The organism is Curtobacterium sp. MCBD17_030 (genome assembly GCF_003224255.1).
Lineage (GTDB): Bacteria > Actinomycetota > Actinomycetes > Actinomycetales > Microbacteriaceae > Curtobacterium.
Genome location: NZ_QKLI01000004.1, coordinates 208298 through 221404, shown reverse-complemented (window position 1 = coordinate 221404; position 13107 = coordinate 208298). Strand labels below are relative to the sequence as shown.

Below are 13107 nucleotides of genomic sequence, written 5' to 3'. Positions count from 1 at the left end.
GGTGATGGCACCACGCACCGACACCGCCGGAGCCAGAGAGGACGACCGGGCACGGGCGCTCTCCTGGCTCCGGCAGGTGTCGGGCGAGCTCTCGACGGCCACGATCAAGCGGCTGGAGGACACGCTCCCCTGGTACAGCGAGATGCCGCCGGGACGCCGCTCGGCGGTCGGCATGGTGGCGCAGGCCGGCATCACGTCGTTCATCTCGTGGCTCGAGGGCAGTGCGTCGACGCCGTGGATCGCGGCAGCCGACGTGTTCGGTTCGGCACCGCGGGAGCTCCTCCGCTCGGTGAGCCTGCAGCAGACCCTGCAGCTCATCCGCGTCGTCGTGACCGTCGTCGAGGAACGCGCCGCCGACGACGAGATGCTCCAGGAGGCGATCCTCAAGTACTCGCGCGACATCGCCTTCGCCGCCGCTGACGTCTACGCCCGTGCCGCCGAGGCCCGTGGGCTCTGGGACGCCCGTCTCGAAGCCCTCGTGGTCGACTCGATCCTGTCGGGCGAGTACGACGACGAGCTGCCTTCGCGGATCGCCGCGCTCGGCTGGCACGGCCATGGTGAGGTCGCGGTGCTCGTCGGCACCGCACCGCGGCAGCTCGAGGTGGACCAGGTCCGCCGGACGGCCCGACACCAGGACGCGGACGTGCTGATCGGCGTCCAGGGCTCCCGGCTCGTCGTGGTCATCGGCCGGGCCACGCCGCGTGACGACGTGCCCGAGGGCGAAGAGCCGGTCTCGTTCATGTCGATCGCGCAAGAGCTGGAACCGCTGTTCGGCGAGGGTCACCTGGTGCTCGGCAACGAGGTACCCGGGGTGGTCGACGCCTCGACCAGCGCCAAGGCCGCACTCGCGGGCTTCGCCGTCGCACGCGCGTGGCGTGGCGCACCCCGTCCGGCCCTGGCCGACGACCTGCTCCCGGAGCGCGCACTGGCCGGCGACCCGCTCGCCCGGTCGGCGCTCGTGCAACGGATCTACATCCCGCTGAAGGACCAGTCGACCGAGCTCCTCCAGACGCTCTGGTGCTACCTGGACACCGGGCGCTCGCTCGAAGCCACCGCGCGTGAGCTCTTCGTGCACCCGAACACCGTGCGCTACCGGCTGCGCCGTGTCGCCGACGTCATCGGATGGGACGCCACCCACGCCCGCGACGCCCTCATCGTGCAGTCGGCGCTCATCCTCGGCGCGATGTCCGAGTCGGCGTCCACTCGCCGTCGTCCGACCCGCCGGTAGGGGTTCCTACAAGGCATCCGCGGAATCCGTGTGGGGAGTCCACACGGGTTCCGGGAACCCCGACCGGGAGGATTGTGCGGTGATCGTCGTCGTCGCGCCCGGACAGGGCTCCCAGACCCCCGGATTCCTCGCCCCCTGGCTCGAGGACTCCGCCGTCCGTGACCGAGTCGGGCAGTGGTCCGAGGCGATCGGCGTCGACCTGGCCGAACACGGCACGAACTCCGACGCCGACACGATCAAGGACACCGCGCTGGCGCAGCCGCTCATCGTGGCCTCCGGGCTCGTGGCCGCCGACGCACTCCTCGCCGACGGCCGTCGTGACCTGGTCGGCGGGGTCGCCGGCCACTCGGTGGGCGAGTTCACCGCCGCCGCCGTCGCCGGGGTGCTCACGCCGAGCGACGCCGTCTCGCTGGTCGCCGAGCGTGGCCGGGCGATGGCGGCCGCCGCCGCACTCGAGCCGACCTCGATGGCCGCCGTCCTCGGCGGCGACGCCGACGAGCTCACCGCCGCACTCGAGTCCCTCGGGCTCACCGCCGCGAACCACAACGGCGGTGGGCAGACCGTGGTCGCCGGGTCCGCGGACGCCATCGTCCGTCTGGCCGAGCAGCCACCCGCGAAGGCCCGGGTCATCCCGCTCGCGGTCGCGGGAGCGTTCCACACCCGCTTCATGGCCCCCGCGGTCGACCGGGTCGCCCCCGTCGCCGCCGCCGCCGCCGTGCAGGATCCGACCCTGCCGCTCTGGACCAACGCCGACGGCTCCCGGGTCGAGGACGGCCGTCACTTCGTCGACCTCATGGTCCGCCAGATCGCCAGCCCCGTGCACTGGGACGCCGTGATGACCTCGTTCCAGCAGGCCGGCGTCACCGGCATCATCGAGCTCGCTCCGGCCGGCGCGCTCGTCGGTCTGGCGAAGCGTGGACTCCGTGGCACGCCGACCGTCGCGATCAAGACGCCGGACGACCTGCCCGCCGCGGTCGAGCTGCTCCAGAGCGCCGCCGCCGACACCACCGAGGGCACCCGATGACCGACACGAGCAGCACCACCGACGCCGGAAGCAGCGACGCGGCCACGGGCCTCCCGTCCGGTGCCCGCCCGGTCCTCGCCCAGCGGCGCGGCCACGAGTTCACCCGCATCCTCGCCTTCGGCGCCGCGCGCGGCGAGAACGCGGTCCCGAACGAGGACCTGGTCGGCCCGATCGACTCCTCGGACGAGTGGATCCGCCAGCGCACCGGCATCGTGACCCGGATGCGTGCCGGACGCGACGTCGCAGCGGTGGACCTGGCCGAGACGGCCGCGCGCGAGGCGATGGCGAAGTCCGGCCTGACGCCCGACCAGATCGGTGTCGTGCTCGTCGCGACCGTGACGCACTCGGTCGCCACGCCGTCGCTGGCCTCGCTCCTCGCCGAGCGGATCGGAGCCACGCCGGCCGCCGCGTACGACATCAGCGCCGCGTGCGCCGGGTACGCGTACGGCATCGCCCAGGCCGACTCGTTCATCAAGTCCGGCATCGCCGACCACGTGCTCGTCATCGGCGCCGAGAAGCTCAGCGACGTCGTCGACCCGACCGACCGCTCGATCTCGTTCCTCCTCGGGGACGGGGCGGGGGCGGCGGTCGTCGGTCCGAGCGAGTTCGCCGGCATCGGCCCGAGCATCTGGGGTTCCGACGGCTCGAAGTGGGACGCGATCGGCATGACCGCGACCTACAACGAATGGGCGGCCGGCGCACCCCGGCCGACCATGCGTCAGGCCGGTCAGACGGTGTTCCGCTGGGCGGTCTGGGAGATGGTGAAGGTCGCTCGTCAGGCACTCGAGGCTGCCGGCGTCCGCGCCGACCAGCTCTCGGCGTTCGTACCGCACCAGGCGAACATCCGGATCATCGACGAGTTCGCGAAGCAGCTCGGCATCCCGGACTCGGTGGCCATCGCACGCGACATCACCACCACCGGCAACACCTCCGCCGCGAGCATCCCGCTCGCCACGCACCGCCTGCTCTCCGAGCACCCGGAACTGTCGGGCGGACTCGCCCTGCAGATCGGCTTCGGCGCCGGACTCGTGTTCGGCGCGCAGGTGGTCGTCCTCCCCTAGTCCCACGCGCCTCCGGGCGCGGGCAGTGCCCGTGCCCTAGGCTGTCCCACGGTCAAACGACACCCCCCTCAAGGAGAACACTCATGGCCCTGTCCAACGAAGAAGTCCTCGCCGGCCTGGCCGAGCTGATCAACGACGAGACCGGTATCGCTACCGACACCGTCGCCGCAGACAAGTCGTTCACCGACGACCTCGACATCGACTCCATCTCGATGATGACCATCGTCGTGAACGCCGAAGAGAAGTTCGACGTCAAGATCCCCGACGAAGAGGTCAAGAACCTCAAGACCGTCGGCGACGCCGTCGACTTCATCGTCAAGGCCCAGGCCTGAAACGAGCTTCCTGAGCGCCGCGGGCCGCTGACCCTCGAGTCGTGGCCCGCGGCGCTCGTCTTGTCCCTCGCAGAAAGAACCGTCGTTCATGACCAAGAGAACCGTCGTCGTCACCGGGATCGGTGCGATCAGTCCCCTCGCTGCGACCGCCAAGGAATCCTGGGCGGCGCTGCTCGCCGGTGAGTCCGGTGTCACCCGCATCGAGGACCCGCGCTACGCCGAGTTGGAGCTCCCCGTCGAGTTCGCCGGCCAGGCGCGCCGCTTCGTCACCGACCAGCTCACCCGCCCCGAGTCGAAGCGCCTGGACCCCTCGTCGCAGCTGTCGCTCATCGCCGCACGAGAGGCCTGGGCCGACGCCGGCATCGACGCCGAGACCGTCGTCCCGGAGCGTCTCATCGTCGACTGGGCCACCGGCATCGGCGGCGTCAACACGCTGCTCGACGCGTGGGACACCCTGCGTGAGCGCGGTCCCCGCCGGGTCCTGCCGATGACCGTCCCGATGCTCATGGCGAACGGTCCCGCCGCAGCCATCGAGATGGAGTTCGGCGCCCGTGGCGGCGCTCGCACCTACCTGTCCGCGTGCGCCTCGAGCACCGAGTCGCTCGCCGAGGCGTACCGGCACGTCGCGTTCGGCGACGCGGACATCGTCATCGCCGGTGGTGCCGAGGCCGCGCTGCACCCGCTGCCGCTGGCCGCCTTCGCCGCGATGCAGGCGTTGTCCCGTCGGAACGACTCCCCCGAGACCGCCTCGCGTCCCTACGACGTGACACGGGACGGCTTCGTGCTGGCCGACGGTGCCGCTGCGCTGATCCTCGAGACCAAGGAGCACGCCGAGGCCCGCGGTGCGCACATCTACGCCGAGGTCGCCGGGTCCGGCATCACCTCGGACGCGTTCCACATCACCGCACCGGACCCCGAGGGTTCCGCGGCCGCCCGTGCCGTCATCATGGCGCTCGAGCACGCCGACGCCAGCCGCGAGGACGTCGCGCACGTCAACGCCCACGCGACCTCCACCCCGGTCGGCGACGTGGCCGAGTACCACGCCATGCGTCGTGTCTTCGGCGACCACCTCGACTCCGTCGTCGTGTCCGCCACGAAGGCGTCGACCGGGCACCTGCTCGGTGGGGCCGGCGCGATCGAGGCGGTCTTCACCGTCCTCGCGCTCGAGAACCGGGTCGCCCCGCCGACGATCAACCTCACGAAGCAGGACCCGGAGATCGTGATGGACGTCGCGACCGCGCCGCGCGACCTGCCCCAGGGCGACCTGCTCGCGGTGAGCAACTCGTTCGGCTTCGGCGGGCACAACGCCGTGGTGGCGTTCCGTTCGGTCTGATCCGCCGTCGGCCTGGAGGCCCGTCCCGCGTCGCGGGGCGGGCCTCCCGTCCGTCCGGGTCCGGCCGGGCTCTGCGGGCGCATGCCGTGCGGCGAGGGTGCACAACGCGCCGCTCATTGCCGCGGCGATGCCGCAATGCGGCCGCCTCGGAGCCCGAGGCTGCAGAATTCTGGCATCTCGACGCTCGGCGCCCGGTGCACCGCCCGCAACGCCGAACGCCGCCCGGAGGACGGCGTTCGGTGTGACGGGAGGAACGGATCGGTTCAGCCGACGCGGTGCAGCCAGACGACGGGGTTGCCCTCGGCAGCGTGGCGGAAGGGCTCGAGCTCGTCGTCCCACGCCTGCCCGAGCGCGAGCCGGAGCTCCCGGTGCAGCTCGAGGGCATTGCTGCCGGCGATCTCCATCGCGTAGCGGATGCGGTCCTCGGGGACCACCATGTTGCCGGTGACGTCGGTCTGCGCGTAGAAGACGCCGAGGTCCGGCGTGTGCATCCAGCGTCCACCGTCGGAATCGGTCGTCGCGTCCTCGGTGACCTCGAAGCGCAGGTGCTCCCACCCGCGGAGCGCAGAGGCGATCGCCGCACCGGACCCGGTCGGCCCCGACCAGGTGAACTCGGTGCGGCGCGAACCGTCGAGTGCGGGCTGGTCGAGCCACGAGAAGTTCACGGCGCGGTTCATCGCGCGACCTGCTGCCCATTCGACGTGCGGGCAGAGCGCGCGTGGTGAGGAGTGCACGTAGAGCACTCCTGACGTTGTCCCAGTCACGATTCCTCCGATCGTCAGGTGCGACTTCCCCATCGACCTGTACAGCGGAGGACCCGTTCGGGACCATCGGTATGCGATTGTGACGTCCCGGAGGACACGCTCATCATGACAGGTGCCGACTGGGAACGGCAACCATCCGCACCATGTCGATGGAGAACCGCACGGTGCAACCCACCGAGCAGGCCGGATCGAGCGTGCTAGGAGAGCTCCTGGCGCGGGTAGATGACCTTCTGCACGATGATGATCACCGACGCCGCTGCCGGCACCGCGACGAGGGCGCCGAGCACCCCGCCGATCGTGGCACCGGCGACCGCGGCGATGACCACGAGCGCCCCCGGCACCTGGACGGCCCGCGACATGATGCGCGGCGAGATGATGTACGCCTCGACCTGCATGTAGACGAGGTAGTAGATCGCTGCGGCCAGCGCCGTCGCGGGTGACGCGAAGAAGCAGAGCAGCGAGATGAGGACGGCCGCACCGAGCGTCCCGACGAGCGGGATGAGCGAGCCGAGGAACGCGAAGGACGCCAGCAGCACCGGCAGCGGCGCCCCGATGACGAGCAGCCAGATGATGCTGAGCACACCGTTGATGCCGGCTTGGGTGATCTGCCCGACCACGTACCGGCCGACGGAGGAGGTCACCTGCTCGCTCACCTCGACGAAGTTGTCGCGGCGGGAGGCCGGGACGAAGCGGTAGACCATCGTCTTCAGGCTGCGCATCGAGGCGAGGAAGTAGAGCATCAGGATGATGACGATGAGCGCACCGGTCAGTCCGGACAGGATGCCGGTGCCGACCGCCAGGATCCCGCCGCCGAGGCTGAGCAGGTTGCCCGGGTTCTCGACGAACTTCTGCGCGGAGTCGAGTGCGTGGTCGATGTCGAACGAGCCCTCGAACTGCCGCGCCAGGTCCTGCACCCACCCCTGCTCCGAGATGTCCCCGACGATCTCCGGGAAGTTCTGCACCAGGTTCGTGGCCTGGTTCACCAGGATCGGCACGATCGCGAAGACGACGCCGACGAAGGCCCCGAGCACGACGACGACCACGATGAGGATCGCCGCCCAACGCGGGATGTACCGCTCGAGCAGGGTGACGAGCGGGTCGAGGCCGAGTGCGATGAACAGCGCCACGCCGATGTACACGAGCACTGTGCTGAGCTCGTGGACGAGCGAGCCGGCCAGCAGCGCGACGAGCACCCCGATCGCGCCCATGAACCCGATGCGGAAGGCGTTCACACGCACGCCCGTGCCCGCCCGGCTCACCTCGAACATCACGTTCGGGGTGGGCGCGTGACTCGTGTCTTCGGGAGGGCGCTTCTTGGTCGGCAGGTGCACGTAGGGCGGGCGGGACTTGAACCCGCGAATCGTTCGGTTATGAGCCGACTGCCTTGACCAGCTTGGCTACCGCCCCTCGGGGGCCGAGGCCACCGGCTCCCCACGATACAGCGCCTCGAACGTCGAGAGCGTGCGGTTGATGTCGTGTGCCTCGATCATGGTCAGGCTGCGCTGCCGCATGTCCTGGTACTCGGCGTCCGACCCGGTCAGCACCGAGGTGAGCTTCGCCGCGAGGTCGTGCTCGTCGCCCGGGGTGAACAGGTACCCGTTGCCGTCGATCAGGTGCGGCAGCGCCATGGCGTCCGCCGCCACGACGGGCAGCCCGGAGGCCATCGCCTCGAGCGACGAGATGCTCTGCAGTTCCGCGGTGGACGGCATCACGAAGACGGAGCCCTCGGTCAGCGTCCGGAGCTTCACCTCGTCGGACACGAACCCGAGGAACCGGACCCGGTCCTCGACCCCGAGCTCCTTCGCGAGGGCGGTCAGCTTCGGGATCATGTCGCCGTCGCCGACGATGGTGAAGCGGGCGTCGAGCGAGGCGGGCAGCAGCGGGAGTGCCCGGACCATGACGTCGAGGTTCTTCTCCGGCGCGACCCGGCCGACGAAGACGATGTCGTTGCCCGCGGGTCGTCCGGTCCCCGGCGTGTAGCGGGAGGCGTCGATCCCGCACGAGATCGCGAGGACCGGCTGCCCGGCGATGGCGTCACGCAGGTAGTCGGCGGCGAGCTCGGTCGGCGTGGTGATCGCTTCGGCCAGCCGGTAGGTCTTCGCCGCGTCCGCCCAGGCGATCTTCAGCGCGAGCGGCGTCGTGCGCTTGCCGAACGGCGTGTACTCGAGCAGGTTCTCCGGCATGAAGTGGTTCGTGCCGATGATCCGGATCCCCCGGTCGTGCGCCTCGCGGGCGACACCGCGGCCGACGACGATGTGGGACTGGATGTGCACGACGTCGGGCTGCAGCGCCGCGATGATCGGCGCGGTGTGCTTGCGGACCGTCCAGGGCCACGCGAAGCGGTACCACTCGTGGGCGGGCCACCGGTACGAGGCGAGGCGGTGCACCGTGAGCGTCACGCCCCGGTACTCCTCGTCGAACGACCCGGCGTGCCACCGGTTCCAGGACGGGGCGATGACGTGCACCTCGTGCCCACGTGCGGCGAGGCCGAGGGCGAGCTCCTCGGTGAAGGTCGCGGCACCGTTCACGTCGGGCGCGAAGGTGTCGGCGGCGATGAGCACCCGCAGCGGCCGTCGCCCTCCGGTGGCGGCCGTGGTGTCGGTCGTCTCGGTCGTGGCGTCTGCTGACACGGCGGGGGTCGTCCTCTCGTCGCGAACGCCGGCGCGCGTGGTCGTCGCACGCCGGTCTGGTCGGTTCGGAACGCTACCGCACCCCTCTGGCCGCCCGCCTCAGCCGCGCGGCGGACCCGCGTCATCCCCCGGTACGGCACCGAGCGGCGGACGCGGGCAGGGAGACGGACGGGAGGCGCGCCTCCCGTCCGTCGTCACGGTCGCGAGTCGGGGTGGTGCTTCGCCAGGAGGAACACCCCGGTGATCGCGATCGCACCGGCGACGAGGAAGCCGATCCCGGCACCGACGGGAGCGCCGGCGGCCTCGTCCAGGACGATGACACCGATCCCGACGGCGACGATCGGATCGACGACCGTCAGGCCTGCGATGACGAGGTCGGCCGAGCCGCTCGAGTAGGCGTTCTGCACGAAGTACGCGCCGACGGCCGAGGCGACGACGACCCCGACGATGGCGAAGGCGGTGACCCAGTCGAAGGTGCCGTTGACGATGCGGTTCAGCGTGACTTTCGCCAGGGTGGCGACGAAGCCGTAGAGGATGCCCGCGCCGATGATGTAGTACAGCGCGTTGCGACGCTTGGCGACCAGGCGGAACGAGATCACCACGAGCGTCAGGACGACCGCCAGGACCACCAGCACCGTGATGAGCTGCCCGCGGCCGATCGGGCTCTCGCGGCCGTAGAGCGCGGCGATGAGCACGAACAACCCGACGCCACCGATGCACGTCCACACGGCACGCCGAGCCCGGGTGCCGAGCGGGACGCCGGAGCTCCGCGACGAGAACCACGTCGTGACCACGAGGGCCACGGCACCGAGGGGCTGCACGACGATGAGCGGCGCGTAGGTGATGCTCACGAGCTGGAGCACGATCGCAGCACCGAGCATCAGCGTGCCGAGCACCCAGTTGCCGCTGCCGAGGAGCGCGAGGACGTGGCGGACCGACAGCCCCTTCGACTGCTGCCCGAGACGCGCCTCCACCCGCTGCACCCCGCGGCTCTGGAACTGCGCGCCGAGCGACAGGAACACGGCGCCGACGAGGGCGACGGGGATCATGAGCGCCTGGAACGGGGTCAGGTTCTGCACCACGTCGGGGATCGGCAGGTCCGGTGTCACGGGTCGAGGCTATCCGACGCGCGCAGATACCCTGGTTGCATGGCCGTCCTCCCGATCCGGATCACCGGTGAACCCGTCCTGCACACCCCCGCGACCGAGGTTCTCGTCTTCGACGACGACCTGCGCACTCTCGTGGCCGACATGTTCGAGACGATGGACCTGGCGCCGGGCGTCGGGCTCGCCGGACCGCAGGTCGGGGTCGGCCAGCGGTTGTTCGTCTACTCGTGGACCGACGACGACGACGTGCTCTGGCGGGGCGTCGCGATCAACCCGGTGCTGTGGACCACTCCCCCGGTGCCGGAGTCGATCGAGGAACTCGACGAGGACGACGAGTCCGAGGGGTGCCTGTCCGTGCCCGGAGAGCGGTTCCCGCTCCGCCGTTCCGGGTCCGCGCTGCTGCGGGCCGTCGACGAGCACGGCGAACCGTTCGAGATCGAGGCGCACGGGTGGCTCGCCCGCGTGTTCCAGCACGAGTACGACCACCTCGACGGCGTCCTGTACGCCGACCGGCTGGTCCACCCGTACGCCAAGCAGGTGCAGAAGGCGATCCGCAAGGCCAGCTGGGGTGGCCCCGGGCAGTCGTGGCTGCCGGGACGTGACCACCCCGAGGGCTGACCGCAGCAGCGTCAGCCGCGGTGCGCGTCCAGTGCGTCCCGGAGTCGTGCCATGTCCGGATGTCCCGGGCAGTACCGCTCGAGTCCGGCGGCCAGGTGTTCCTGCTCGACGGTCTCGACCGCCGAGCGCCACGGCCCGGTCCCACTGACCGCGCAGCCCGCGGCGAGTTCCTCGAGCGTGGCGTCCCCGCGAGCGGCGTCGAGTGCGGACTGCTGCTGTGCCGACGGGACCGTGCCCGTGATCGGGGCGGCCGTGCACGAGGTGCGCCGGTCCTGCCACACAGCGGACGAGGTCGTGTAGGTCTGGACCTCCGGACCGTCACCGACGGTGCAGGTGAACGCGAAGACGACCGGGGAGGTGCCGCTCGGAGCGGAGGACCCTGGCGGCGCCGTGGTGGCTGCTGCCGCCGACCCGCTGGCTGCCTCGGCGCGCGCCACGGTCTCGGTCGACGAGCACCCGGTGAGCGCGGTGGCAGCGACTCCGAGCGCGAGCACGGCGACGAGCGTCGCGGAGCGTCGAGGTCGGAGGAGCACCTGTGGACGTTAACAGGTTCCGCCGGCACCTCGCCTGTGGAAGCGCACCACGACGCCCGGGAACCGCAGACATGGAGCGCCGGACCTGCGGCAACACGAGCACCGAGCATCAGCGCTCCGGGCACCGGGCACCGGGCACTGGGGCACCAGGGGAACGAAAAGGCCCCCACCCCGGAGGGTGAGGGCCTGTCGCTCCCCGAGTTGGACTCGAACCAACAACCTGCCGGTTAACAGCCGGCTGCTCTGCCAATTGAGCTATCGAGGATCACTGTCCGCTTGAACAGCAGGTGAAACTGTAGCAGACCCCCGAGTGGCACCGGGACATCGGCTGTGCATCCCGGGCGTGGCGTCCGGGACCGGCGGATCAGTACCCCGCGGCCGGGTCCACGACCCCCACGAACCCCGTGCCGTCACCGCCGAGGAACGCCCGCACGTTCGTGCCGACCCGCTCGGCCAGGAGCGGTGCGACCATCTCCGGTGTGTCAGCCTGGTGCGGCGTGATGAGCGCGCCCGGCTCGCTCCAGAGCGGGTGTCCGTCCGGCAGCGGCTCCGGGTCGGTCACGTCGAGTCCGGCCGCGGTGATCGCCCCGGAGCGCAGCGCGTCCACGAGAGCGTCGGTGTCGACGAGTCCCCCGCGCGCGATGTTCACCAGACGAGCGTGGTCGGGCATGATCGCGAACTGGTGCGCGCCGAGCAGCTTCGACGTGTCCGAGGTCATCGCCGCCGCGACCACGACCACGTCGGCGTCCGGCAGGACCGAGTCGAGCTGGTCGGTGGTGACGGTCCGCGCTGCGCCGGGCACCGCCTCCGGCGACCGGCGGACGACGGTCACGCGGACGTCGAACGGTGCCACGAGCCGCAGGTACTCGAGCGCGATCCCGCCCGCGCCGATGAGCACCACGTGCCGCCCGTACAGCGACATGCCCTCGGGCTCCCGCGACCAGGTGGTGGTCCGGGCGCGCTTCTGCAGCACGCGGAGCGTCGCGAGGGTCAGGGCCAGCGCGTGCTCGGCGACCGGTTCCGCGTAAGCGCCCTTGGCCGAGGTGAAGAGCACGCGGTCGCCGTGCTCGGCGATCAGGTGCGCGAACGCGTCGACGCCCGCGAACGGCAGCTGCACCCAGGTCACCCCGGGCGTGGTCGTCAAGGCGGCCTGCAGCCCGTCCGGATCGCCGGCGTCGAGCCACACGATGCCGCGGGTGTCGTCGCCCAGGTCGGTCAGGGAGCCACCGGCGCGGCGCACGGCGTCCTCGTGCAGTGCGGTCGACGTCGGCAGGATCGTCACCGACCCGGGCGTCGGGGTGCCGACGGGCAACGGTCGCCCGGCGTCGGTCACCACCGCCCGGTGACCCCGTGCCTGCTGCTGCTCGCCCGCGCCTGCCGCACCGCTCATGTCTGTCACACCACTCATGCCTGTCGCACCGCTCATGCCTGTCGCACCGCTCATGCCTGTCGCACCGCTCATGCCTGTCGCACCGCTCATGCCTGCCGCACTCCTCCGCGTCCGGCCGTGGCCGGCTTGCGTTTCACCGGTCGCGACGCCGTCGCCGCGAGTGTCCTGACGTACGGGTCCAACGGGTTGTCGAGGACCTCGTCGAAGGGACCGAGCCCGACGAGTCGTCCCGCGCTCATGACCGCGACCCGGTCCGCCAGCGCCCGTGCTTCACGGAGGTCGCTCGAGACGACGATCGCCGAGAACTGGCGGCGCCGCTGGAGACCGGCCAGGGCCTCCAGGACGGACTGGCGGACGAGCACGTCGACGCCGCGGGCGGGTTCGTCCGCGACGAGCAGCTCCGGCTCGAGGACGAGCGCACGGGCCAGGGCGACGCGCTGGCGCTGCCCGCTGGACAGCTCCCACGTGTTGAGCCGGAGCACGCCGAGCGGCAGGTGGACGGCGTCGACCAGGCGGGCGACGATGAGGCCGGCCTCCTTCCGGTCGAACCGGCGGTCGCGGGCGTAGATCGGTTCCGCGATCGCCTCGCCGACGAGCAGGTCCGGCCGCAGCCGGTCCGCGCCGTCCTGCGGCAGGTAGCCGATCTGCCCGGTCAAGCGCGTGTAGCGCCGCGAGGACTGCCGGAGCCGACGTGTCGGCTGACCGAGCACACTGAGCTCCCCGCCGACGATCCGACGACGGTGCGCGCCCTCGCCCTCGCCGTGCGTGCCGAGCTGCCCGGCGACGGCGGCGGCGAAGGTGGACTTCCCCGAGCCGGACTCGCCGAGCACCGCGAGGATCTCACCCCACCCGAGCGTCAGGCTCACGCCGTCCACCGCGCGCATCGGGTTCTTCACCGGCCCGCCCCGGTACTCGATGCTGACGTCGTCCGCGACGACGGCCGGACCGTTCTCCCCGGTCATGGAACCCCTTCTCCTGCCGCGTGCGCCCTGCCGCGGTCCACACCGGACGGGAGGCCCGGACCATTCGTCCGCGCGACGTGCGTCGCGGACGTGGCCGGGCCTCCTGGCTGGTCGGGGTGCACCCGA

Annotated in this window: 13 protein-coding genes and 2 tRNA genes; 6 read left to right on the top strand and 9 right to left on the bottom strand. The window is 71.3% G+C overall.

The features are described from left to right. Positions 1-4 precede the first annotated feature (4 nt). The 5 genes from DEI89_RS06300 to DEI89_RS06280 all read left to right on the top strand — a co-directional run bounded on the left by DEI89_RS06300 (position 5) and on the right by DEI89_RS06280 (position 4978). Positions 5-1228: a CdaR family transcriptional regulator gene (locus DEI89_RS06300; RefSeq protein WP_110903216.1), complete on the top strand. Its 1224-nt coding sequence runs from the start codon at positions 5-7 to the stop codon at positions 1226-1228. Positions 1229-1307: 79 nt separating this feature from the next. Beyond that, on the top strand, positions 1308-2252 hold the full coding sequence (locus DEI89_RS06295) for an ACP S-malonyltransferase (RefSeq protein WP_110903174.1): 945 nt from the start codon (positions 1308-1310) through the stop codon (positions 2250-2252). After that, positions 2249-3313 carry a beta-ketoacyl-ACP synthase III gene (locus DEI89_RS06290; protein WP_110903173.1) on the top strand — a complete coding sequence of 355 codons (1065 nt, stop codon included), beginning with the start codon at positions 2249-2251 and terminating at the stop codon, positions 3311-3313. The genes DEI89_RS06295 and DEI89_RS06290 overlap by 4 nt, the downstream gene beginning before the upstream one ends. Positions 3314-3396: 83 nt before the next feature. Beyond that, positions 3397-3645 (top strand): acyl carrier protein, encoded by a 249-nt coding sequence (locus DEI89_RS06285; protein WP_058741348.1) that lies wholly within the window; start codon positions 3397-3399, stop codon positions 3643-3645. A gap of 88 nt (positions 3646-3733) precedes the next feature. Continuing rightward, positions 3734-4978 (top strand): beta-ketoacyl synthase, encoded by a 1245-nt coding sequence (locus DEI89_RS06280; protein WP_110903172.1) that lies wholly within the window; start codon positions 3734-3736, stop codon positions 4976-4978. A gap of 263 nt (positions 4979-5241) precedes the next feature. On the opposite strand, the gene DEI89_RS06275 is transcribed toward DEI89_RS06280, so the two are convergent. The 5 genes from DEI89_RS06275 to DEI89_RS06255 all read right to left on the bottom strand — a co-directional run bounded on the left by DEI89_RS06275 (position 5242) and on the right by DEI89_RS06255 (position 9481). Beyond that, positions 5242-5775 (bottom strand): DUF3145 domain-containing protein, encoded by a 534-nt coding sequence (locus tag DEI89_RS06275; RefSeq protein ID WP_110903171.1) that lies wholly within the window; start codon positions 5773-5775, stop codon positions 5242-5244. Between the two features lie 164 nt (positions 5776-5939). Continuing rightward, complete coding sequence (locus DEI89_RS06270) at positions 5940-7010, bottom strand: AI-2E family transporter (protein ID WP_220034517.1); 1071 nt, start codon at positions 7008-7010, stop codon at positions 5940-5942. Between the two features lie 64 nt (positions 7011-7074). Next, positions 7075-7149 (bottom strand) — tRNA-Ile (locus DEI89_RS06265). Further along, a complete protein-coding gene (locus tag DEI89_RS06260) occupies positions 7140-8372 on the bottom strand; it encodes a glycosyltransferase (RefSeq protein ID WP_110903170.1) in 1233 nt (410 codons plus the stop codon). The genes DEI89_RS06265 and DEI89_RS06260 overlap by 10 nt, the downstream gene beginning before the upstream one ends. Positions 8373-8566: 194 nt before the next feature. Then, complete coding sequence (locus DEI89_RS06255) at positions 8567-9481, bottom strand: DMT family transporter (protein WP_181421525.1); 915 nt, start codon at positions 9479-9481, stop codon at positions 8567-8569. 39 nt (positions 9482-9520) lie between these two features. Here DEI89_RS06255 and def point away from each other — a divergent pair, with 39 nt between their 5' ends. After that, complete coding sequence (gene def, locus DEI89_RS06250; protein ID WP_110903169.1) at positions 9521-10096, top strand: peptide deformylase; 576 nt, start codon at positions 9521-9523, stop codon at positions 10094-10096. 11 nt (positions 10097-10107) lie between these two features. Here the strand turns inward: def and DEI89_RS06245 are convergent, their stop codons facing one another. From DEI89_RS06245 to DEI89_RS06230, 4 genes are all read right to left on the bottom strand, one after another. Next, the gene (locus tag DEI89_RS06245; RefSeq protein WP_110903168.1) at positions 10108-10629 is read right to left on the bottom strand and encodes a hypothetical protein; all 522 of its coding nucleotides are present in this window, start codon (positions 10627-10629) and stop codon (positions 10108-10110) included. 192 nt (positions 10630-10821) lie between these two features. Then, a tRNA-Asn gene (locus tag DEI89_RS06240) sits at positions 10822-10894 on the bottom strand. Between the two features lie 99 nt (positions 10895-10993). Continuing rightward, positions 10994-12019 (bottom strand): D-isomer specific 2-hydroxyacid dehydrogenase family protein, encoded by a 1026-nt coding sequence (locus DEI89_RS06235; RefSeq protein WP_110903167.1) that lies wholly within the window; start codon positions 12017-12019, stop codon positions 10994-10996. 86 nt (positions 12020-12105) lie between these two features. Next, positions 12106-12981, bottom strand: coding sequence for an ATP-binding cassette domain-containing protein (locus DEI89_RS06230; protein WP_110903166.1), 876 nt, complete (start codon positions 12979-12981; stop codon positions 12106-12108). Positions 12982-13107: the final 126 nt, after the last annotated feature.